The sequence below is a fragment of the Sphingobacterium psychroaquaticum genome, assembly GCF_900177625.1.
Classification (GTDB): Bacteria; Bacteroidota; Bacteroidia; order Sphingobacteriales; family Sphingobacteriaceae; genus Sphingobacterium; species Sphingobacterium psychroaquaticum.
Genome location: NZ_FXAU01000007.1, coordinates 153,764 through 177,650, shown reverse-complemented (window position 1 = coordinate 177,650; position 23,887 = coordinate 153,764). Strand labels below are relative to the sequence as shown.

The following is a 23,887-nucleotide window of genomic DNA, read 5'->3' as shown; positions in this document are numbered from 1 at the left end:
GCTTTTTTTTATGTTATGAAGAGCTGAAAATCACTAGAGCCAACCCGAATATATTATATACACGATCCCAAACCCATCTAGCGACAAGATGTATTCAACATCTTAGAAAAATAATCAAGATATAAATCTTTCATCGATGGATCGTAAATGATCCATTCTCACTAAACTTGAGTTAAAGAACACAATACCCGGCCATTTCTTTCACAAAGATTATTTCAATGCTTTTTTTGTGCACTGAGCAAACCTACTTTAGTGTTATACTTAAGGATTGCAGAATTCCGAAAAGGCAAAATAGAGTAGGAATAAATTTGTTGCTGCTGGAGTTGGTTTTTATAATGGTTACAGAAATGCAGCAAAATAGTATAAAATGGAGAACTTATTAAAAAATGGCTTAGTTAGTGAATTAGACTTCACAGAAGCAAGGAAAACGGAAGGTGGCATAAAATCTCTTGTTAAGCTCGTAATTTTAGTGGGCGGAGCAGCATATGGAGCTGGTTATGCCGCAGGAGAATTTGTTTACAACATCACACATCAAAGATAAGAAATGGAAAATTCCGTAGTAGATTTCTATATTAAGAATAGAAAAATTATTATAATTTCAATGGTCTCATTGTTTCTTATATATAAATTGTTCTACCATTTAGGCGAACTGTTTTACAAAGAATTGCATTATTAGACACCACCTCAGTAAAGTGGAAAACAAATTGTTTCAAAGATTAGTATAAGTAGCGTTCAACTCCCCTACGGGCTACGAAAAAAGCGACTTCAAAAGAGTCGCTTTTTTTATGTTATGAAAAGCTGAAAATCACCTGTTTTGTAACCTTGTCCTTTTTCAAACAATGAATGAGCATAAAAGCACATTTGAGCTACACTTCACTCCCCAAAAATGTGGGCTTTCCCTTCGTATCACCTCAACAAGCTACTAAACTAAAAAAAAAACGCAATTACAAAATTATCTTCTTCCTACTAATACTCCACACTAAAACCGAACACGTTGGTAGACCAAATTCTTCTCCCGCGGGATAGTTAATCTCGCTTTAGTACGTTGACAGAGAACAATCTCTCGACCAAGGGGACTAAAGGTTCATTTTAACTACTTCCCAATTTATTAAGGGAATTATTATTTCTTGAGGCTGTTTTTAAAAATCTGCCCATCCTTCATAATTAAAAGGAAATTCTTGTCCGGATTAGCAATCACCGATAGATCCTGCAACGGGTTACCATCCACCAAAAGTAAATCTGCCATTGCCCCCTCTTCGATTACACCTAGTTTCCCAGGATATGGGCTACGTAACCCTGCCAATTGTAAAACATCAGCATTATCCTGGGTAATCATTTTTAATATTTCGGCATTCGTAAACCATTTCTGCATACGCAAGATAAATGCATTCTGTTGTTCATTCAATTCAGGCTCGAAAAGGAAGTCCGTGCCCCAGGCCAATTTCACCCCATGTTTCTTCGCTAAAGGCCATACCTTCTCCTGTCCTTCAATTACAGGCTTACGCTTCAAACGACGTTGGGGATCCATATCAGGCGTATCATCCACCAAATTCTGTAAACTAAGCCAAATACCTTTCTGCGCAATAAGCGCTAACGTTTCCTCATCCAAAAGTTGCCCGTGCTCAATACACCGTACTCCCGCTTCTATAGCCCGTCTAATGGCACGTGGGGTATAGGCATGTACTGTTACATATGTCCCCCAATCTTCTGCCGCTTCAACCGCAGCCTTCATTTCGTCTAACGTATACTGCGTGACATCCACTGGGTCATACGCCGAAGAGGTACCACCCCCTGCCATCAGCTTGATCTGGCTCGCGCCAAACCGTAGGTTTTCACGAACAGCGGTCAGGACCTCATCACGTCCATCAGCAATAAAAGTTGCGCCATATCGCTCTGCCCGTGAAACTTCTCCAAAAAACCGTCGCGAGCGTTCATTTGGTGTCCGGAAGTCACCATGTCCCGCCGTCTGACTAATCGTTGCACCCGAAGGCCATATACGCGGCCCAGGAAGCTTTCCTTTATCGATTGCCGCCTTTAGTGGAAAAATAGGCCCTCCAACATCCCGAACGCTCGTAAAGCCACGCATCAACATCTGCTGTGCCGATTTTCCTACTTTATCCAATAAGAACTCATCCGACAAATCATTAGTCATCATCTGTGGCATCGTCAATGCGCCAAATACCATATGCACATGCACATCAATCAACCCCGGCATCAACGTTTTACCACCACCATTAATTCGTTCAACATCCTGCCCATTTACAGAAATAGGAGTCTTACTGATGGTCTGAATCACATTGTTAGCAATCAAAACATGCTGCGGCGCAGTAAGTGTCTGCGATGCATGATCTAAAATCCGCACATTTTCTAATAAAACAGACTTCTGCTGTGCCATGGTTGGAAAAAATCCAACCGCGCTCATAAAGACCGCACATAAATGTCGTAAAAGCATAATCAAAGAGTTTCTGAAGTAAATATTATAGTGATATAAATACATTTTTTCCGAAAAGGTTTACCAAACCCTTTGGATAAAAACCCTAAAATAGCTTTTTATAGGGATAAAAGGGAATATTTACATTTTCTTCACACGAAACATAAGCCCCATACTGTATGTAAAATATATCTACTAGAATTCACGGCAAAAAAAGACAGCGGAACAACCGAAGTCATCCCGCTGCTTAAAACAAACATATGAAGTTAGTATTTTCCCGTACGTTTATCCCACCACATCTGTTCACCCCAAACAAAGTCTTTCACTTTGCTTGCTGCAGCCTCTACATTTACTTTATTATTTTGGTACTCACTATTTGGATATGGAGCGCGCCATGGTTGGTCATTATGTGCTGTTCCATAAATAGAGTTTAGCGACGGATAGTTTGTGGAAGGAATACCTGTTCTACGGTATAAACTCCATGCTTCAGCATTCTCTTTAAAGAGTGCCACCCACGTATCCCACCAAATACGCTCTTTCGTACCATCCCAAGCTCCCGCTCCTGCTAAATAAGTATCGATATCTGCTTGTGCCACATCATGTTCCTCCATAGACAAGGTCACCGCTTTCTTATAGGCGTCCGCAGCGGTAGTACCTACGTTATAGCCTAAAAGCGCGGCTTCGGCCAATATGTAATACGTTTCACACGATTTATAGAAAGGCACAAAACCGCCAGCGTCACTCATATACTTCTCGCCGATCCAAGAAATAGACCGCAATGAAGGAGGTCCCGATTTTTCACCATTAGGATAGCCACGATAGGTATTATCATTGGTTTTCTGTGCAATAGCCGCAATCCGCGGATCTTTAGTCGCCATCATGTGATCAATAAAGATATCCGATAACCCCCAGTTGTCAATCCGCTTTCCTTGAATACCGGCGTTATACCAGGGTTCCAGGTAAGGCAAAGCTCCAGGGAAATGAACGTAACAGTTCTCCGCATTGCTTTCGATTAAAGGATACTTTACAGGATCACCGGCAATCTCTTCGATCGTAGTCTTCGCTAGACTGGCCGAAACACCCGATATACGCATCGCCATACGCAATCGCAAAGAGTTACAGAACTTTTGCCACATCTTCATATCCCCTTTATAGATAATATCGAAATCCCCAACATCATCTGTTCCATAACCAGCAGCCATCTCATCCGCAATAACCTTCAATTCCGCCATCACCGCGGGATAAATATCCTCCTGCTTATCATACTTCGCTAAAAAAATACTTCCATCCGTCGGCATCCCTTTCAAGGCTTCCGAGTAAGGGACATCCCGCCAGCCCTCCGTTAATAAAAACCACATATAGTTTTGCCAAACACGGCTGATTGTCCGCACATTTTTAAACCCGGCAGCATTCGGTTCTGTTTTTGCCAGCAGATCTTTAATCTGGGTATGGTTATAATAACAATTATACCACCTATTACCATATGTGTTATTGGTGGGAATAAGCCCAGCCATAAAATCCATATACTGTATTTTTACAATATATCCGGCAAAGGTTCCATAACCATCCACATCACCTCCATAGGACTCCGCTGTATTACGGAGAATATTAACTAACATATTATTCGGTGGTACACTTACTAATGCATCCGGATTAGTATTAATTTCTGCAAAATCTTTCGTACAACTTGCGAAGAACATCGTCGATGCTAAAGCAGGTATACCTAATTTTATCCATAAACTTTTCATAGTTTCTTATCTTGATCAGGACAACATTATTCATGTAGTCCCTTATTTACATTAAAATGAAAATCCTAATTTAAATCCAAAGCTTCTTGAGGTAGGAACTGTTGCTTGCTCAAAACCAACACCCCTACTATCACTACCTACACCGCCCGTTTCTGGATCTAAACGCATTGTATTAGATTTATCAACCCACAACAATGCTAAATTAGAACCGATCAATGACACATTAGCCCGCTTAATTCCTTTCAGTCTGCCATATATGTGTGCAGGAATAGTATAAGTTAGATAAGCTTCTCTAAGCTTCAAGAAAGAACCATCGAAGATATAGGACTCGGCAATTCCACCTGACTCATACCAATCCTGTGCACTTGTTTCTATTGTATTGGTTTTCCAGCCACCATTTCCGTCCGACATTACAAAACGTTCATGGCTCATCACATCTTTACCGGCAACAATAGCGCGTTCACGAATACCATCTGCTGCAGTGATCTCAGCCACCCCTGTTACATACCCATGATTCATTGTTTGTGACCAAATATCACCTCCCTTCCTAAAATCGAGCATAAAACCAAAACTAAAATCTTTGATTCTAAAATCATTGCGCATACTAGCCAAGTAGTTTGGTGTTGTATTTCCAATAATCTGATTTGGCTTGGACATGACTAATCCACTCTCATTTACCTTAATCGCTCCCTTAAACTCTCCGTCTTCCACACGATCATATCCCGTACTCCTCAAGGCACCCCAAGCTTCACCTGCTGTCGCCGTATTAGCTACCCCCCAAGTCCATCCCAACTGATGCGTCTTTAAATCTAACGCCGGATACAATTCTAGGATCTTATTCCGATCTTTTGCAAAGTTTATCGTTGTGGTCCAGTTCAACCCATTTTCCTGCTTCAGGATATCTCCCCGTAACTGCAACTCGACCCCTTTACTTTCAATTTCACCGGCATTCAACACCATACTGCTAAAACCAACAACATTAGACGTTGCAACGGGTAAAATCTGATTGAATGCCGTTTTATAGTAGTAGGTAAAGTCAGCATGAATGCGATCATTCAAGAATCCAAGTTCGGTACCGACCTCCCAAGTTTTGATGGTCTCTGGCTTCAACCCAGGAATAGCATACGTCATACTCTTGTACATCTGTGCCAAACCTGAATAAGCATTCGTCTGTGCAAAGTAATAGTTCCCATTTCGGTATGGGTCTGTTGCATTACCAATTTTCGCTAAATTAAGGCGAAGCTTCCAAAAAGACAGCACATCACCTTTCAGGTTGGCAAAGGAAGATGTTGGAATCCAGCTTAGGCTTGCAGAAGGATAGAAAAATGGATCATCAACCGTCGAAGACCAGTCATTACGCCCTGTTAAGTCCAAATACAATTGATCTTTCCATCCAAGAGACGCCTGCCCAAATACGGAATTGGAGCGCTTATTTGAGTGTCCCATATGTGTGACAGCATCCCCCATTTTATTGGTAATGGTATATACGCCCAAAACAGTTAATCCATCTGCACCTAATGTGTTTGTTTCATACCTACTGTCATTGTAATTTGCGCCCAAAGTAGTCAAGACATTAAAGTCCCCGTACTGCTTATTAAAAGTTGCCAAGAAATCTGCATTAAACTCTGTATTGCTTCGCTTAATTTGTCGAAAACTACCATCCGGATGATCATAATTATGATAATTACGCTCAAATATTTCTGTATGGTAGTAATCCATCCCCACACGTCCTTCAAATTTCAAAAATTCATACGGTTGATAGTAAAGCGATGATTTTCCAAAAATACGATTCGAATTCAACGTGTTTAAGGAATTATTCATTGTATAAAAAGGGTTCATATGATAACTGGAGTTCCAATTGTAGTATGTATAGTTACCTTGTTCATCACGCTGATCCCAATTGTTCTTCAGGTCCTTCATATCCACTTGGCGACCAAACCAGATAAAGCTATTCATCGGGTTAGAAGCATCATAACCCTGGGATATCAAGTTATCACTTTGTGTTCGTGTATAATTAGACATGATATCGTAACTCCACTTATCACTAATCTTATACATATTATTCACTTGTGCCGTGTACTTCCGTTGGTCGGTATTTGGCACCGTACCTTTCTGATTACGGAATGATAATGACGCCCGTGTAGAGGATCGTTCCGAATTGGCTGCTAAAGAAATATTGTGATTTTGCGAATATCCCAATTGGAAGAAATCCTTCACATTATTCGGATGCGAGATCCAGGGCGTAGCCTGTCGTACACCATTTACCACAGGGCTGTTAAATTGAGGTAAAGTAAGGCCGATATCCAACCGTGGACCCCAGGACTCATCAAAACCGTCATTGACCCCACCTCCAGCACCATCCACGTAGTTAAAGGAGTTTTTTGCGGCATAATCCTGATAGCTCATCCCACTCCCATTTTCACCAAAATGATACTCATCTCCGCGATTTCCTTGTCCATATAAATTCTGATACTTAGGAATAGTGGATGCCTGATCGATCGAAAAATTCCCGTCATACGATAATAAAACACCTTCTTTTGCACGCTTTCCAGACTTCGTGGTAATCATGATAACACCCTTACCAGCGCGCATCCCATATAAAGCCGCAGATCCCCCCTTAAGCACCACAATACTTTCAATATCCTCCGGGTTGATATCGTTCAGGCCAGATCCATAATCCACACCGTTATACGTATTATCTCCTGTCCGTTGAGCTGTATTATTCATTGGTACACCATCAACAACAATTAACGGTTGTTGATCAGGGTTTAACGAACTATTACCGCGAATGGAAATCCGTGCCGATGACCCCACCGCGCCGCCAAATTGATTCACCTGAACACCCGCCACCTTACCAGAAAGCGCACCGGTCAAACTAAGTTGCCCCGCATCGGTCAATTCTTTTGACTTTACCTCTTGCACGGCATAGCCTAAAGATTTTTTCTCCCGCGTAATACCCATCGCCGTAACAATAACCTCATCCATAATACGGTCATCGGAACTCAAGACAACTTCTAAGGAAGTTTGCCTCGAGAGGTTAACCTCTTTTCTTCCGTAACCAATAGCAGAAATACTTAAAGCGCCAGCTTGTTTGTAGCTAATCGTAAATTCACCATCAGGCCCTGTTTGGGTTCCGGTGCCATCCTTAAGTGAAATTGAAACTCCGGGAATAGGTTTTCCGTCCTGATCGACGACCTTTCCCTTCAAAACGGTCTGTGCATACAGCGCTGAGCTCACGAGAACGCTCATCGCGAGTAATGCGATACTTTTCTTGTTCATAAGTTTAGTTTCAGAAGTGTTAGTTTATAGTGTTTATACAACAACTAAGTTATCAACCGCCTTCCGCCGAAACTAACTATATATTAACCAATGACAACCGTTTATTAACCACAAATCGTAAAAAAAGCTTTTTAGAGATAATTTATTGATGTTCAAGATGATTTTATATTTTCACACAAGACGCTTCCCTAATCTATTGTCAAAACAACAAATAAGCTCATATATATCAAACATTTTTGCACAAACTCAATCAATTATCTCCTACAGAGGTAGGTTGAATAAAAACAAACGCTACCTTCCTAAATGAAATTTGTTAAGTTTACCACTCATAAACGGCATATGATAACAAACATTAAAATCCTAGAAACGGAAGTCCTTTCAGACAACTGGTATATCTTACGAAAAGTAACCTATAAATACACCAAATCCGACGGCACCAAAGCACAACAAAGCCGCGAAGCTTACGACAGAGGAAATGGTGCCACGATCTTATTATACAACAAGGAGCAACGCACCGTCATCCTTACCCGGCAATTTAGATTGCCCACCTATGTAAATGGAAACGAAACAGGCATGCTAATAGAAACCTGCGCCGGCCTCTTGGATTACGACAATCCCGAAGACTGCATCAGGCGAGAAACCGAAGAAGAGACAGGATACAAAATTGCAGCGGTAGAGAAAGTTTTTGAGGCCTACATGTCCCCCGGTTCGGTAACCGAGATTCTGCATTTCTTTATTGCGGAGTACGCCAAAGAAATGAAAGTAACCGACGGCGGAGGCGTAGCGCAAGAAGAGGAAAATATTGAAGTTCTAGAGTTATCAATCGAGGAAGCTATCGCCATGATCGGGACAGGAGAAATAAAAGATGGCAAAACCATTATGCTCTTGCAGTACATTAAGTTAAACAACATCTTGTAAAGAGCTTCCGGATGAAGCTAACTGTTTATTAATCGCAAGTCTCAAAAAAAAGCTTTATAGAGATCCTTTATTGATGTTCAAGATAATTTTACATTTTCACACGCACAAGACCTCTACCTAATCTCTTATCAAAGCCACAAACATAACAGGACTGGTCCATGTGTGATCTAAAGAAGATTAAAAATCGTTATTCCTCTTCCATTCATCTTTTGAAAATCGAGCTTAAAACAAAAGCTAAAATTTGTTATTTTTACGTAACCGATTGAAAAACGATATAGCATATTTAGTTACATACAATAGCTCGAATCACCAATATGACCGCATTAAAAACACAATTAACCGCGCAACAAACAGAAGATCTTCTATCCCTATTAAAGACGCGTTTTGAAAAAAACACAAAACGACACCCAGACATGCGCTGGGATACCGTCTTGGAGAAGCTTAATAAACAAACAGACAAACTATGGTCAATACAGCAAATGGAAGAAACCCAGGGAGAGCCCGATGTGGTTCTCTTGAACAATAACGAAATCACGTATGTCGACTGCGCCGCAGAAAGTCCAAAAGGGCGACGAAGTGTTTGTTACGATCACGAAGCGCTAGAGGCGCGTAAGCTCCATAAACCAGCCGATTCCGCTATCCACATGGCGCAACAGATGGGTGTCACCATCCTGAATGAAGCACAATACAAAAAACTACAAGAACACGGTGAGTTCGACCTGAAAACATCCAGCTGGATCGAAACGCCAGAAGCCATCCGTAAACATGGCGGTGCGCTATTTTGCGACCGCCGATACAAACATGTATTCACGTACCACAACGGTGCCGACTCCTACTATGCAGCAAGAGGTTTCCGCGCATACTTAATCCTATAAACAAAAAAAGAAGAACACGTTCTAATTTCCATTTATACAAGTAATTGCCTCACAATACTTCTTTTTTTCGTATATTACTTTAAACAACTATATAGCTATTGAATTATGGGAGAGTTTGTAAAGACTAATAACAATGAACACATCGCTTTTATTGCACTCGATCGAGGTAAATCCAATGCGCTACATCTCGAAATGGTACAAGAGTTGCAACAAGAAATAGAACGAGCAAAGGACAACCCCGCCATAGAAGCGATCATTATCCACGGAAAAGAAGGTTTTTTCTCCTCGGGCCTTGATCTCATTACGTTGTACAGTTACGATGAGGCAACAATGAAAAAGTTTTGGGAGGCTTTTATGGATCTGATATATAGCCTCACATCATTCCCAAAGCCTGCCGTTGCTTCTATTACCGGACATAGCCCCGCAGGCGGATGTGTTCTCGCCATCTGTTGCGATTACCGCGTCATGGCGGAGGGAGAGTATATCATCGGACTGAATGAAATTCCAGTAGGTATCACCGTGCCCTCGAGCATTTTCGCGTTATATAGCTTCTGGCTTGGGCAAGCAACTGCATATCGTAGCCTCCTAGAGGGAAAATTACGCACTCCAAAAGAAGCACTGGACAGCCATCTTATTGATGAGCTCGTTCCCGCAGATCGGGTGAACACGGCCGCAACAAGAAAGGCGAAAGCAGCCATGCAATACGATAAAAATGCATGGGGAACAACCAAGCTTAATCTGCGCAAAGAGCTGCTCGAAAAGATGCTCCAAGACAAAGAGATCGCCATCCAACAAGTACTGGAACAATGGTGGCGACCAAGCACCAGAGCGATTCTAAAAACAATCATTGAAAATCTCACCAAAAAGAAAGCATAACCATGGTAAAAGGAGCATTACATACAGATTCCCTACAGGGTAAGACCATTGTCGTTACCGGGGGCGGAACCGGATTAGGCAAGGCCATGTCAACATACTTCTCATCACTGGGTGCAAACCTGGTTATCAGCAGCCGGAAACTCGATGTCTTAACGGGAACCGCTGCCGAAATATCAAAACAAACTGGAAATCCGGTATTACCCGTTGCTTGTGACGTCCGTAATGAAGACGATATACAAAAAATGTTACAAGCCGCCGAAGAGAAGTTTGGACAAGTAGATATCTTGGTAAACAATGCCGCCGGTAATTTTATCTCACCAACGGAACGTCTGTCTGCCAATGCTTTCTCTACCATCATTGATATTGTCCTCAAGGGCACCGTCAACTGCACACTGGCTTTCGGCAAGAATTGGATCGCCAAAAAACAACGGGCTTCGGTCTTGAATATCGTCACGACCTACGCTTTTACAGGCTCAGGCTTTGTCGTGCCTTCGGCCGTTGCCAAAGCAGGCGTCGCCACCCTCACCAAATCACTCGCCGTAGAATGGGGAAAATATGGCATCCGTCACAATGCAATTGCTCCTGGCCCTTTCCCAACAAAAGGGGCATGGGAAAGACTCCTACCTGGCGATCTCATGGAAAAATTTGATTTTAAGAACAGAGTTCCTTTAAAGCGTGTTGGCGATCACCAAGAACTTGCTAACTTAGCGGCATTCCTTATTTCAGACTACGCACAATTCATCAATGGTGAAATTGTGACAATCGACGGCGGGGAATGGTTACAGGGTGCAGGTGAATTTAGCGGACTGGAAGCGATCCCTTCGACTATGTGGGACACAATCGAAGAAAATATACGCACCAGCAATAAGGCTAACAAAAAATAACAAGAGCTTACGACAATAGACCAAATGAAAACAAACAGCTTATTCCTTGGGACAATCCTCCTTCTCATTATCGCTTCCTGCGGGCGTTCCCAAAAGAAAACCGAGGAAACTAAAGATACCACAACAACAGTAGCGGTGACGCCAACGCAGGACAGTCTCTCTGCTGAAGAAGTAATCACACGCTTTACGCGCGCCTATCTCAGTCAGGATAATGAAAAAGCAAATGCACTGATTCATCCGGATCTCGGTCTCTATATTATTTTTAGACCCGGTGTAGCCGACACCTATGAACATGTCAAAAGCTTAGACTTTAAGAAACCTGTACCGGAACACTTTTTCTACGGGACCTTTGAAAACAACTACGTATTATCCTTTCAAAAACTTCCAGAATTCGACTGTTCGAAAGATAAATGGACCAAACAGGGTTTCTTCTGTGATAGCACCACCACACCCCGCGAGCTCTCTCAAATCTTAGATTTCAAGAAAGAATTTGAACCGGTTACCGCACAAGAAACTCAACAAATCAAAGCGATAGAAAAAGATAGCTACCGTGTAGTATTAACTGGCGGAGACAATCTCATTTTTCATATAAAAAAATACAATGGCACATGGTATGTAACAGTCTTGGATAGAGCCTATGGCTGGTGTGACGCCTAATATTTTCACGCTTTCTTCGTGCTCCTATTGTTTGTAAAAGCTTTTTTAACTATGTTTAAGCGAGCAAAATTAAACATTATGAGTAATATTGATCAGGCTACACAAGCCCGTATCCAACAGTGGTTGAGTCCAGAATATGATAGCAAGACCACCGCACTAGTGCAACAACTTATCGATAACAACGAAGAAACTGAACTAATTGACTCCTTCTATAAAGAATTGGAATTTGGAACTGGCGGTCTTCGTGGTATTATGGGCGTTGGATCCAATAGAATCAATAAATATACCATTGGTAAAGCCACACAAGGGCTTGCTAATTACTTAAAGAAACAGTTTCCAAATACCGTCCTTAAAGTGGCAGTATCTTACGACAGCCGAAACAATTCCCAAACACTGGGACATCTTGTAGCAGATGTATTCTCTGCCAATGGAATTTTGGTGTATCTCTTTGAGGAGCTTCGGCCAACGCCCGTATTATCGTATGCGGTACGTCATTTCGGTTGCCAAGGCGGAGTTATGCTTACGGCATCGCATAACCCGAAAGAATACAACGGTTATAAAGCCTACTGGAATGACGGCGGTCAGCTCGTCGCCCCACATGATAAGCAAGTAATCGAAGAAGTGAATGCGATTGAATCCGTGAGCGCGATTAAGTTTACACGCGACGAAAACTACATACAGCTTGTAAAGGAAGATTTTGACGACCTATACATCAATGCAAATAAAGCATTGAGCATCAATCCTGCTTTAGTAGCGCAACAAAAAGACCTTAAGATTGTATATTCACCGATTCACGGCACAGGGATCACGATTGTCCCGAAAATGCTCCAAGCATGGGGATTCGAAAATATAACTATTGTTGAAGCGCAGGCTGAACCGAATGGAAACTTCCCAACCGTAGTCTACCCGAATCCCGAAGAAGAAGATGCCATGAGCATGGCAATGCAAGAAGGGCAACGTTTGGATGCAGATATCGTGATGGCAACAGATCCAGATGCCGACCGCGTTGGCCTTGCTGTAAAAAATACGAATGGTGATTTCCAACTACTAAACGGGAATCAAATCGGGAGCCTCCTGATTCACTATGTACTCTCTTCTAAAAAAGCAAAGAATGAGCTAAAAGATAACGACTACATCGTAAAAACGATCGTAACGTCCAACCTGATGACCGATATCTCCGCAGCCTTTGGGGTTAAAAGCTATGAAACGCTAACGGGGTTTAAATTTATCGGAGAAGTGATGACCGCGCGTGAACGCACCGAAAATTATCTTGTAGGTGGTGAAGAGAGCTATGGCTTTTTAGTGGGCGACCTCGTTCGAGATAAAGATGCCGTTAATGCTTGTGCTTTTATGGCGGAGATGACCGCTTTCTACTGTGCACAAGGTAAATCGTTGTTCGAAGTATTGCAAGATATCTATGTAGAACATGGCTTCTACCAAGAAAAGCTTATCTCGTTGACGAAAAAAGGAAAAGCTGGTGCAGAAGAGATTCAACAGATGATGCAAACATTACGCGAAAACCCACCAAAGCAGTTAGGCGGAATTGCGGTCAAAGAAATCCGTGATTACGAAAGAAAACAAAGTCACATACTGGCGACAAGTGCTATCACACCTATTGACCTCCCTAAATCGGATGTATTGCAGTTTATCACGGTTGACGGCGATGTTATCTCTGCCCGTCCTTCCGGTACGGAGCCGAAAATAAAATTCTATTGTTCGGTTAAGGAACAACTAAAAGACAAAGCAGATTACGACGTTGTTTCGGCGAAATTGGAGGAAAAGGTGAAAAATATAATGGCTGATATCGTAAAATAATTTTCCATGGAGAAGTGGCAAGTTCTAGACTCAAAGTACCTCGTACAACGCCCATGGGCAACCCTGCGTGTGGATAAACTACGTATGCCGAATGGCAATATCAAAGAAGAATATTACGTAATGGAGTACCCGAGCTGGGTCAACATGATAGGGATTACCGAAAAGGGCACAATTCTCTTCGTAAAGCAATACCGTCATGGAGCCGAACAGGTTCTTATTGAACTTCCAGCAGGCGTGGTGGAAGCAGGGGAAGATCCCGCAGATGCGGCACGACGTGAGATGTTAGAGGAAACAGGCTACGCCTTTGACACCATCGAAAAGATTGCAGAACTCTATGCGAACCCTGCGACGAGTGGAAATATCACTTCTACGTACCTCCTCAAAAATGGACGTAAAGTTCAGGAACAAGAGCTAGATAGTTCTGAGGATATCGAAGTGTTAGAAATGACAATAGATGAAGCCAAGCAATTTGTGCTAGATAATAAAATTGGACAAGCCTTACATACCTCGGCTTTGTTTTATGCATTAATAAAGTTGGGTGCGCTGTAGCTCCCAACTTTATTCCCTAAAAAGTACCCAAACCCGAATTTTACTACTGTTTTTTGTACCTTTGCCGTATGGCAAGAGAAATTTTTGAAACAAAGAGAAAAGCACTTAAGATTAATTTAAACCCCGATATCTACGGAACCTTTGCCGAGATTGGGGCCGGACAGGAAGTTGCACGCAACTTTTTTGAAGCTGGAGCTGCCTCTGGAACAATCGCAAAATCTATCTCTGCCTACGATATGGCATTCAGCGATGCCATCTACGGCGAAGAAGAGTCCGGCCGCTATGTGAGCCGTACCAGACTAACCAAGATGCTGGAACACGAGTTCAACTTGCTTACCGAACGGTTGCACACCGAAAAATATGACTCTAAGAAATTCTTTGCCTTCGCCGATACCGTCACCACACTGAACTTTACCAAAACCAATGAGCCTCATGGTTGGATTGGAATACGTTTTCAGCATGAAGTAGACGGACCGATCAATGAAATTGTCATTCACGTCAGACTTCTTGACAGCGACTCTCGACTACAATCTAAAGTGCTAGGAATCTTAGGTGTTAACTTAATTTTCGCGGCTTATTATTACGCCGAAAATCCACAAGTAATGATCGAATCACTGGTCGACAACTTATCTGTTGGCTCCGTAGAAATTGACCTTGTTAAAGTATCAGGGCCTGTCTTCGAAAGCGCCAATGAGCGCTTGCTGAATCTTTACCTGATCGCAAAAGGGTTTGCTAAAGCAGCCATATTTAGACCCGATGGAAAAGCGGCCCAGATTAAGGATTATTTATACAAAAAGAACATTATTATTCTTAGAACCAAGTATCGCCAAAAATCGAACCCTAACTTCGACCTCTTTAACTTAGCGGTAGATCAGTTTCGTAAGAATACAGGTGCGTTACCGGAAAATACCGTTGTTCTAATTGAGGTTTTAATGGGAAATATCCTAGACGAAGAGCAACCTATTACAGACGACGATTTAAACTATTTTGCGCAACGAGCAGAATACCTGTGCTCAACAGGCAACAACATCATGGTGTCCAACTTTCGCCGAAACAACCACCTGGCCGAATTCATAAAAAGTTTTAAACCGCAACATATCGGTATTGCAACCAACGTATCCAACTTGAAGAATATCTTCAACTCGGACAACTACAATAAAGAGCAATATACAAACGAGTTGTTATCTTATATTTCAGGCATGTTCAGTAAGGACGTTAAGCTTTACGCCTATCCATATTTAGATCGCAAAACGAATACCATTATCACTACGAAAAATATGCCTGTATCCGATGAAGCACAACACTTGTTCGACTTCTTGATTCAGAACAGCTACATCGTAGATATCGAAAACTACGACGAAAAGTTTGTAAAAACGGTATAGTATATATTGAAAAAAGGCGACCACGAGAGTAGCCCCTACAGCATGACGCCGAGCGACAAGCCTACCGCAGGCAGACTCGCGTCAGCATAGAGTGCGGCAAGAATGAAAGCCGCATGGACTTATGCGCTAGTTGGAGCCTTCCTGTGCTGGTTCGAGCTTGAAGCTCGGACTTATCAGTATTTGCTGTTTAAGGAGACACGAGCCAAAGGCTCGCGCCAGCATGAGGTGAAAAAGAGTAGATGCCTAGGATACCTACCTATGCAAAGCAAGCTTCTCCCCCTCCCTTAACCGCCTGATGTCGCCTGAGGAATATTTGCAACCTGTAGAAACTTGCCAAAGCACCGCCCATCCCTGCAAAAATTCCTAGCGACGAATTTTTTGCTTCTTTTTTAAAGAAAAAAAGAAGAGCCACTCCGGCTTGAGGAGTAGTAAGTTCATTCCGATGTAGATCTTTACTTTTTTCTTGATAAAAAAGTAATCAAAAAATCAAGGCTGCATTCCTTATGCTACCTCATGCCATTCAAAGCTAAATCATCCAAAACTCACTCCGTTCAAACAAGGATGATTTTTGACGCTCTGTCTGGCATTCACAGACGCAGTCGGAACGCTAGGCCGTTTTGAAAAGCTTCTGCTTGTTATCGCTTCGGACTCCCCTTAACCGCCTTATGTCGCCTGAGGAATATTTGCAATCTGTACAAACTTGCCCATGCACAGGCCATCCCTGCAAAAATTCCTAGCGACGAATTTTTTGCTTCTTTTTTAGGGAAAAAAAGAAGAGCCACTCCGGCTTGAGGAGCCCCCGCCCTCTTACAAATACTTCTTAAAAATCGAATACAAAATCTTCAGATCCTGCTCCTCCAACGTTGCCGTATTCGTATTCTTCTGGATGTAGTGAATTTTAAACGCCTTAATAGCGGCATCCAGATTCTTCACATCATAACCAATAACGCGCAACGCCAACCTCGGATCAAAACCTACCGGAGGAGCTTCTAAATAATCATCATACCAATACCCAAACCCTTTATCCGCTAACACCTTCCAAGGAAAGCGTGACGGATCATTCTTCCGTGTCGGCGCATAATCCATATGTCCAATAAAATTAGCTTGTGGAATTTTATACGTATCCTTTAAATATTGCAGAAGAGCAACCAACGCATCCACCTGCGCCGCCGGCCATGGATCCGTAGTTCCGTTATTATCCAATTCAATACCAATCGACGAAGAATTCAAATCCGTATCATTACCCCAACGGCCAGCCCCTGCATGATGCCCACGATACAGATCGTTCACCATCTGTACAACTTTACCATTTCTACCAATCACATAATGCGAACTAACACCTGCCTTTACACTGTGAAAAGTTTTCACCGTTTGACCGAGAGAATCCTGTGCTGTATGATGGATCATCACATAATTAGGCTTACGAATACCGAAATTGATGGATGCGATCCATTCCTTATCCGGAGTCGCAATTTTTTCTAATTGTCCCGTTACAGGTGCCTCCTTATAAACCCCTGAAAATTCTTTCGCTTTCTTCTTATACACCTTTTCCGTTGCAGCATATTTTCCACCACCACAAGCAGAAAGGAATAACATAGCCGCAGCGGGCAATACATAATATAGTCTTTTCATCATAATCGTTTTCTCAAAAGTACAAGCTTTATTGCAGACTTCAGCATGTTTACAAAAACTACCGCAAACAAACTCGTTACAAAACATCAACAACCTGTTCCGGGAGGATATACCCCTCCCCCAGCGAAATCACCTTTAAGTTACGAAATTCTATCTTAGCCCCTTCAGACTCCAAACATAAGTAACCTTTACGCTTCGACGATTCGCGGATACCATTCACAAACTTCCCATTAACAGACAACTTAATCGTACCATCCACACAAACCACCCGATACCGATTCCATTCCCCAACACCCAAACAGCGGTTCTCAATAGACTTACTGCGTACGCCTCGCGGATTATCAGGCGTAGTCGTCGTTTTCCCTGCCCCAAAAAGCTCACCATGCACATACGCAATAGGCGGTTCCTGCCCATTCACCTTATGTTGATTCACCCAATCCAGCTCCAACATCTGCACCTCTACCCCGCTAGGTAACCTGTTATGCGCTTCCGGCTGTGCGTCGCACCACACAAAAATACCCGAATTCCCTCCCTTTTCCATATGACGCCATTCCACCTCCAGAATAAAGTTCTGATACATCTTCTCCGAGCGTACCACACCAATCGGCCACCCTTTACCGACCAACTTATCCTTTTCCTTGTACCAACTCGTATCCGATGTATTCACATCAATCCACCGCAACGCACTCCCCTTGTGCTTACCCGCTAATAAATCATCGAACGACAATCCCTCGCCAAATGTAAAGCTATGTGCGGGCTGCGCCTGCAATGCCTTTGTTGCAGAAGTCCACAGCAACACCATCGCGCAAAATAATTTTAAAGATATATTCATGATATCCATTTAGGTTTAGTATGCAATCATAAACCACTAAAATAAAAAAACTCCCTGAAACAAATGCTTCAGGGAGTTTTAAAATATCTAATCGGCCAGCTTATGCTTCCGCATACTCTTCGATCGACGGACAAGAACAAATCAATGTTCTATCCCCTTGCGAGTCGTTCACACGACCCACCGAAGGCCAGAATTTATTTACTTTTAAGTGAGGAAGCGGATAGGCCGCAGTCTGGCGACCATAAGGTCTGTTCCAGTCATCTGCCGTCACCACATCCGCCGTATGCGGCGCATGCTTCAACACATTTTCCTTTTGATCAGCCTCACCAGCTTCTACCGCTGCGATTTCCTGACGGATACCAATCATCGCTTCGCAGAAACGATCCAACTCCGCCTTAGACTCCGACTCTGTAGGCTCTACCATCAACGTACCAGCCACAGGGAAAGATACCGTTGGCGCATGGAAACCGTAGTCCATCAAACGTTTCGCAATATCAGCAACCTCAATACCTACATTCTTAAAGCCGCGACAATCAAGGATCATCTCATGCGCACAACGACCATTTGCACCAGCATACAATACCGGATAATGATGCTCTAGACGTGCTTTGATATAGTTCGCATTTAAGATCGCAGTTTTCGTTGCATTTGTTAAGCCGTCTGCACCCATCATCGCGATATATGCGTAAGAGATAGTCAAAATAGAAGCCGATCCGAAAGGTGCTGCAGAAACGGCAGAAATACCCTGATCACCCGATACGCTTACTACTTCATGGTTCGGCAAGAAAGGCACTAAGTGCGCTGCCACACCAATTGGACCCATACCAGGACCACCACCACCATGTGGAATACAGAAAGTCTTGTGCAAGTTCAAGTGACAAACGTCAGCACCAATAAAGCCCGGGCTGGTCAGACCAACCTGCGCATTCATATTCGCGCCATCCATATACACCTGACCGCCATTTGCATGGATAGCCTCACAGATTTCAATAATAGACTCCTCAAATACACCATGTGTCGATGGATAAGTAACCATCAAAGAGTTCAAGTTTGCAGCATGCTCCGCAGCTTTTGCTTTTAGATCCGCTACATCAATATTTCCAAACTCATCACATTTCACAACAACAACCTTCAAGCCAGCCATCGATGCTGATGCAGGATTTGTACCGTGTGCCGAAGCAGGAATCAAACAAATGTCACGGTGGTTATCACCACGGCTTTCGTGGTATGCACGAATCACCATTAGACCCGCATATTCACCCTGTGCACCCGAGTTTGGCTGGAATGACATTTTTGCAAATCCAGTAATCTCCGACAACCAATCGTTCAGCTCGTTGATTAACTGCATGTAACCTGAAGTCTGATCAACAGGAGCAAAAGGATGCAAACCACCGAAGTGCGCCCAAGTCAATGGAACCATCTCTGTAGTTGCATTCAACTTCATCGTACACGAACCCAATGGAATCATCGAGTGACAAAGAGACAAATCCTTAGACTCCAACGATTTGATATAGCGTAACATTTCACTTTCAGAATGATAGCTATTAAAGATTGGGTGTGTCAAGTACGACGACTGACGAACCAATTCCGCAGGGATCGAATCCCCTAAAGAATCGACCAATCCTTCCAAATCCACATCGCTTACATTTTTACCTTTTACCTTAGCAAAAACCTTAACGATCGTTTGGATATCTTCAAAAGAAGTCGTTTCATCAATAGAGATACCCACTACATCCTCGTGGTAGAAGAAGTTCAATTCGTGGTTTAATGCCTCGCTTTTAACACCACCGATATATTCGCCTACTTTAATACGCAATGTATCAAAATAAGAAGTATTTGTTTGTTCGTAACCTAAAGCCTGAAGCCCTTTATCCAATAATTTAGCAAGGTCGTTGATACGCATCGCGATATCTTTAACCCCTTGCGGACCATGGTACACCGCGTAGAATGACGCCATAATCGCTAATAATGCTTGCGCAGTACAGATATTAGATGAAGCTTTATCACGACGGATATGCTGCTCGCGCGTCTGTAAAGCCATACGCAAGGCATAATTCCCACTCGCATCCGAAGTAACCCCGATAATACGTCCCGGAATATTACGTTTGTAAGCATCTTTCGTTGCAAAGAAAGCAGCATGCGGCCCACCAAATCCCATTGGCACACCAAAACGCTGGGAGTTACCTACAACAACATCAGCACCCCATTCTCCCGGAGGCGTTAATAAAGCTAATGAAAGTAAATCTGCTGCCACACACGTTGTGATACCTTTAGCTTCTGCTGCCGTAGTAAATGCCTTGTAGTCCGAAACCGTACCATCCGCTGCCGGATATTGGATAAAGGAGGCAAATACATCATCCGTTAAATTTGCAGCATCAATATCTGCAACACGGATTTCCACCCCGAAAGGTACAGCACGTGTTTGCAACACATCAAGTGTCTGTGGGAAAATATTTGGTGTAACTAAGAACGTATTAGCATCCTTGTTTTTACGTGCATTGTACAACATAAACATAGCTTCCGCCGCTGCCGTTGCCTCATCTAATAACGAAGCATTAACAATCTCTAAACCTGTTAAGTCAGAAACAGCCGTTTGGAAATTTAACAACGCCTGCAAACGACCCTGCGCAATTTCCGCTTGGTATGGCGTGTACTGGGTGTACCATCCTGGATTCTCCAAAACATTACGTTGGATAACACCAGGAACAGTAACGTCGTAATATCCTTGACCGATATACGATTTAAAAACTTTGTTCTTGTCTGCAATCTGCTTCACCTTAGCTAAATAAGCCTTCTCACTCAATGCCTTAGGTAAAGACATTGATTTTTTTAATCGAATCTGACTCGGAACAGTCTGCTCGATCAGCTCATCCAATGATTGTACCCCTAAAAAGGATAACATTTCTTGCGCTTCTGTGGAACGAGGTCCATTATGGCGATCTTCAAATTTTTCTTGATAAAATACGTTGCTCATTTTTACGCTTAACTTTTTGACAAACATAGCTCTAACAAGTAGTACACACGCATTAGAAGCCACAATTCTCATACTCTTTTGAGAGCACAAAGATACGACTTTATAAGGGAATAAACACGCAACAAAAGTTGTGTTCTTTATCATTACACAAAACAAACGTTTGCAGACACTTAGAAAGGCAATAGAAAAATAAAAACTGGACTATAACGACCACATCTGTAACGCTTTCAAGACCAGCACAACGTCACAAATACATAAATCATGCGTAAAAAATAAGACCTCCGCCAATATCGAAAAGAGAATAATTTAAAAATACGTAATTTTGTCGTTATGAATTCGGAAAGAAAAGTTAGGGTACGTTTTGCCCCAAGTCCTACAGGCGGTTTACACCTTGGCGGTGTACGCACAGCATTGTTCAATTATCTTTTTGCGCGACACCACAAAGGAGAGTTTATCCTCAGAATAGAAGACACCGACCAAACGCGTTTTGTTCCTGGTGCGGAAGAATATATCACAGAATGTTTAGATTGGTGTGGCCTCACACCAGACGAAAGTCCGAACAAGCCGGGAGCTTTTGGCCCGTACCGCCAGAGTGAGCGTAAACCTTCGTACAGACAATATGCAGAACAACTGATAGAAAGCGGATATGCTTACTATGCATTCGACACGGCCGCAGAGCTCGACGAACAGCGTCAGCTACAACCGAATTTCCGCTATTCGCATGAAAATAGAATGCAATTGCGTAATTCCCTAAGCCTTCCGGCAGAAGAAACGCAAAAAATATTGGCCGAAGGACATCCACATACCATACGAATCAAAGTTCCTACGGATGAAACCGTTGCCTTTGAAGATATGATTAGAGGTTGGGTTTCTTTTGAAACCAATCTTGTCGACGACAAAGTATTGCTTAAAGCAGATGGCATGCCAACGTATCACCTCGCGGTGGTTGTAGATGACCGTGCGATGGAAATATCTCATATTTTCCGCGGTGAAGAATGGCTTCCATCAGCGCCCGTACATATCTTATTATGGGAATACCTAGGTTGGAAAACAGAAATGCCTAACTGGGCACACTTACCGCTAATCCTTAAACCAGATGGCAACGGTAAACTGAGCAAACGCGATGGTGACAGATTGGGCTTCCCGGTTTATGCCATGAATTGGAACGACCCTAAAACAGGCGACCTGACCAAAGGATTCCGCGAGATGGGCTTCTTATCGGAAGCATTTGTCAACATGTTAGGCGTCTTGGGTTGGAACGATGGAACCGAGCAAGAGCTTTTCACGATGGATGAATTGATCGAAAAATTCAGTGTAGAGCGCATCAATAAAGCCGGAGCAAAATTTGATTTCGAAAAAGCAAAATGGTTCAACCACGAGTGGATCAAAAAAATTGACCAGCCTATTATCTTGGCTCGTGTGCTGCCTATCCTGGCCGTACACCAGGTAACAGGAGAGGACGAAACATACGTAAATCAAGTACTGACATTGGTTAAGGAACGAATGACGTTTGTCGAAGATTTCTGGGAACAAGCTTCTTTCTTCTTCCAACGCCCGACACAGTTTGATACCGATGCTGTTAAACCAAAATGGAATGCAGACAAAACAGCATTTTTCCAAAGTTTAATCACCGATTTTAATACAGTCGAATCGTGGGAGGCCGCAACATTGGAGCCCCTATTCAAAGAAAAAATCGCAACCTCCGGCATGAAGATCGGTGAATTGATGATGCCATTCCGTATCATGTTGGTCGGTGGTAAATTTGGTCCGGATGTATTCCAGATCACGCAATTACTCGGCAAAAAAGAGGTTAATGCACGTATTGCAAACGCTCTTCCACACTTCGAATAGTTATTACGCATTATACAATAGTAGAGCCACAAGATTTAGCTACGCTGAGCCCTTCGGGGTTTGTAGCTTTTTTGTGGCTCTTTTTGTAGCCATCCTTAACTTTCTACCACCTTCCTTCAAGCTCAAACTAGCGCATAAGCTCATACTGGTTTCATTCTTGCCGCACTACATGCGGACCACTTACGCTGGCGCGAGCCTTCGGCTCGTGTCCTTTACCTCTCTCACCCCTTAACTCCTTCACTCCTCACCTTTTTTTCCTATATTAGCCTTTACTTAAACCTTAAAGACACATGAAACTAAAATCTATTGCAAGCACGCTGCTATGGGCTTTTTGCCTTTTTTTTACCTTTACTGTAACCGCTCAACGTTCTGCTAAACACCCAGAAGAGAAATTAGGATGGAAACTCGGCGCACAAGCCTACACCTTCCGTTTATTCACTTTTGCCGAAGCGCTAGAGAAAATAAAAAGCTGCGACCTGCGCTTTGTAGAAGCCTTTCCCGGACAGACAATAGGAGCTGGAAGCACCGAAAAATTTGGCTACACCCTATCCGCCGAAGGTCGTCAATTGGTAAAAAAATTATTGAAAGATAATGGAATTACCCTACATGCATTCGGCGTTGTCGGCGGAAAAGATGCTGAAGAATGGGAAAAAATATTCGCCTTTGCCAAAGAAATGGGCATCCAGGTAATCACCTGCGAGCCGCAGGAATCACACCTCGATATCGTATCCGCTTTATGCGATAAATACAATGTAAAAGCAGCTTTGCATAACCACCCTGATCCTTCCCACTACTGGAAACCTGAGGTCGTACTAAACGCCCTAAAAGGCAGAAGTAAAAACATGGGAGCCGCCGCCGATGTAGGCCATTGGATGCGTTCTGGTCTTGACCCTATCACTTGTTTAAAACAACTAGAAGGCAGAGTTATCCACTCTCATTTTAAGGATCTGAATGAGTTTGGTGATAAAAAAGCCCACGATGTGCATTGGGGAACAGGTAAGCTGCCAATCAAAGAAGTAATTGCTGAATTGAAAAGACAAAAATTCAAAGGTATGCTTTCCGCAGAATATGAATACAATTGGGAAAACAGTGTAACCGATGTAAAACAAAGTGCAGCCAACTTCAGGGCTTTACTGAAATAGCTAAAAGGGGCGAATGCCCCTTTTTCATTTTGTCCCTTTTCA

General features: G+C 42.8%; 17 protein-coding genes. 11 read left to right on the top strand and 6 right to left on the bottom strand.

Annotation, left to right across the window (positions count from 1 at the left end):
* The first annotated feature begins 367 nt into the window (after positions 1 to 367).
* Complete coding sequence (locus B9Y69_RS19125) at positions 368 to 541, top strand: class IIb bacteriocin, lactobin A/cerein 7B family (RefSeq protein ID WP_144036610.1); 174 nt, start codon at positions 368 to 370, stop codon at positions 539 to 541.
* A 579-nt stretch (positions 542 to 1,120) separates the two neighbouring features.
* Here the strand turns inward: B9Y69_RS19125 and B9Y69_RS16545 are convergent.
* The 3 genes from B9Y69_RS16545 to B9Y69_RS16535 form a co-directional block, all read right to left on the bottom strand.
* A complete protein-coding gene (locus tag B9Y69_RS16545) occupies positions 1,121 to 2,452 on the bottom strand; it encodes a metal-dependent hydrolase family protein (protein ID WP_085474209.1) in 1,332 nt (443 codons plus the stop codon).
* A 245-nt stretch (positions 2,453 to 2,697) separates the two neighbouring features.
* A complete protein-coding gene (locus tag B9Y69_RS16540) occupies positions 2,698 to 4,179 on the bottom strand; it encodes a SusD/RagB family nutrient-binding outer membrane lipoprotein (RefSeq protein ID WP_085474090.1) in 1,482 nt (493 codons plus the stop codon).
* A 51-nt stretch (positions 4,180 to 4,230) separates the two neighbouring features.
* Positions 4,231 to 7,458, bottom strand: coding sequence for a SusC/RagA family TonB-linked outer membrane protein (locus B9Y69_RS16535; RefSeq protein ID WP_085474089.1), 3,228 nt, complete (start codon positions 7,456 to 7,458; stop codon positions 4,231 to 4,233).
* 339 nt (positions 7,459 to 7,797) lie between these two features.
* On the opposite strand from B9Y69_RS16535, the gene nudK reads away from it, so the two are divergent.
* From nudK to B9Y69_RS16495, 8 genes are all read left to right on the top strand, one after another.
* On the top strand, positions 7,798 to 8,376 hold the full coding sequence (nudK, locus tag B9Y69_RS16530) for a GDP-mannose pyrophosphatase NudK (protein ID WP_085474088.1): 579 nt from the start codon (positions 7,798 to 7,800) through the stop codon (positions 8,374 to 8,376).
* A 314-nt stretch (positions 8,377 to 8,690) separates the two neighbouring features.
* Positions 8,691 to 9,251 (top strand): DUF4256 domain-containing protein, encoded by a 561-nt coding sequence (locus B9Y69_RS16525; RefSeq protein WP_085474087.1) that lies wholly within the window; start codon positions 8,691 to 8,693, stop codon positions 9,249 to 9,251.
* A 105-nt stretch (positions 9,252 to 9,356) separates the two neighbouring features.
* Positions 9,357 to 10,127, top strand: a complete 771-nt coding sequence (locus B9Y69_RS16520) for an enoyl-CoA hydratase/isomerase family protein (RefSeq protein ID WP_085474086.1) — start codon at positions 9,357 to 9,359, stop codon at positions 10,125 to 10,127.
* Positions 10,128 to 10,129: 2 nt separating this feature from the next.
* On the top strand, positions 10,130 to 11,011 hold the full coding sequence (locus B9Y69_RS16515) for an SDR family oxidoreductase (protein ID WP_085474085.1): 882 nt from the start codon (positions 10,130 to 10,132) through the stop codon (positions 11,009 to 11,011).
* Positions 11,012 to 11,035: 24 nt separating this feature from the next.
* A complete protein-coding gene (locus B9Y69_RS16510; RefSeq protein WP_085474084.1) occupies positions 11,036 to 11,668 on the top strand; it encodes a hypothetical protein in 633 nt (210 codons plus the stop codon).
* 78 nt (positions 11,669 to 11,746) lie between these two features.
* On the top strand, positions 11,747 to 13,483 hold the full coding sequence (locus tag B9Y69_RS16505; RefSeq protein WP_085474208.1) for a phospho-sugar mutase: 1,737 nt from the start codon (positions 11,747 to 11,749) through the stop codon (positions 13,481 to 13,483).
* A 6-nt stretch (positions 13,484 to 13,489) separates the two neighbouring features.
* Positions 13,490 to 14,032 carry an NUDIX hydrolase gene (locus B9Y69_RS16500; protein WP_085474083.1) on the top strand — a complete coding sequence of 181 codons (543 nt, stop codon included), beginning with the start codon at positions 13,490 to 13,492 and terminating at the stop codon, positions 14,030 to 14,032.
* 68 nt (positions 14,033 to 14,100) lie between these two features.
* Positions 14,101 to 15,414 (top strand): nicotinamide mononucleotide adenylyltransferase, encoded by a 1,314-nt coding sequence (locus B9Y69_RS16495; RefSeq protein WP_085474082.1) that lies wholly within the window; start codon positions 14,101 to 14,103, stop codon positions 15,412 to 15,414.
* A gap of 807 nt (positions 15,415 to 16,221) precedes the next feature.
* Here the strand turns inward: B9Y69_RS16495 and B9Y69_RS16490 are convergent.
* The 3 genes from B9Y69_RS16490 to gcvP all read right to left on the bottom strand — a co-directional run bounded on the left by B9Y69_RS16490 (position 16,222) and on the right by gcvP (position 20,852).
* Positions 16,222 to 17,049 (bottom strand): N-acetylmuramoyl-L-alanine amidase, encoded by an 828-nt coding sequence (locus B9Y69_RS16490; RefSeq protein WP_144036609.1) that lies wholly within the window; start codon positions 17,047 to 17,049, stop codon positions 16,222 to 16,224.
* Positions 17,050 to 17,122: 73 nt separating this feature from the next.
* Entirely contained in the window at positions 17,123 to 17,878 is a 756-nt protein-coding gene (locus tag B9Y69_RS16485) for a 3-keto-disaccharide hydrolase (protein ID WP_085474206.1), read from the bottom strand.
* Positions 17,879 to 17,978: 100 nt separating this feature from the next.
* On the bottom strand, positions 17,979 to 20,852 hold the full coding sequence (gcvP, locus tag B9Y69_RS16480) for an aminomethyl-transferring glycine dehydrogenase (protein WP_085474081.1): 2,874 nt from the start codon (positions 20,850 to 20,852) through the stop codon (positions 17,979 to 17,981).
* 330 nt (positions 20,853 to 21,182) lie between these two features.
* Between gcvP and gltX the strand changes: the two genes are divergently transcribed.
* Entirely contained in the window at positions 21,183 to 22,703 is a 1,521-nt protein-coding gene (gene gltX, locus B9Y69_RS16475) for a glutamate--tRNA ligase (RefSeq protein ID WP_085474080.1), read from the top strand.
* Positions 22,704 to 22,993: 290 nt separating this feature from the next.
* A complete protein-coding gene (locus tag B9Y69_RS16470; protein ID WP_085474079.1) occupies positions 22,994 to 23,845 on the top strand; it encodes a sugar phosphate isomerase/epimerase family protein in 852 nt (283 codons plus the stop codon).
* Positions 23,846 to 23,887: the final 42 nt, after the last annotated feature.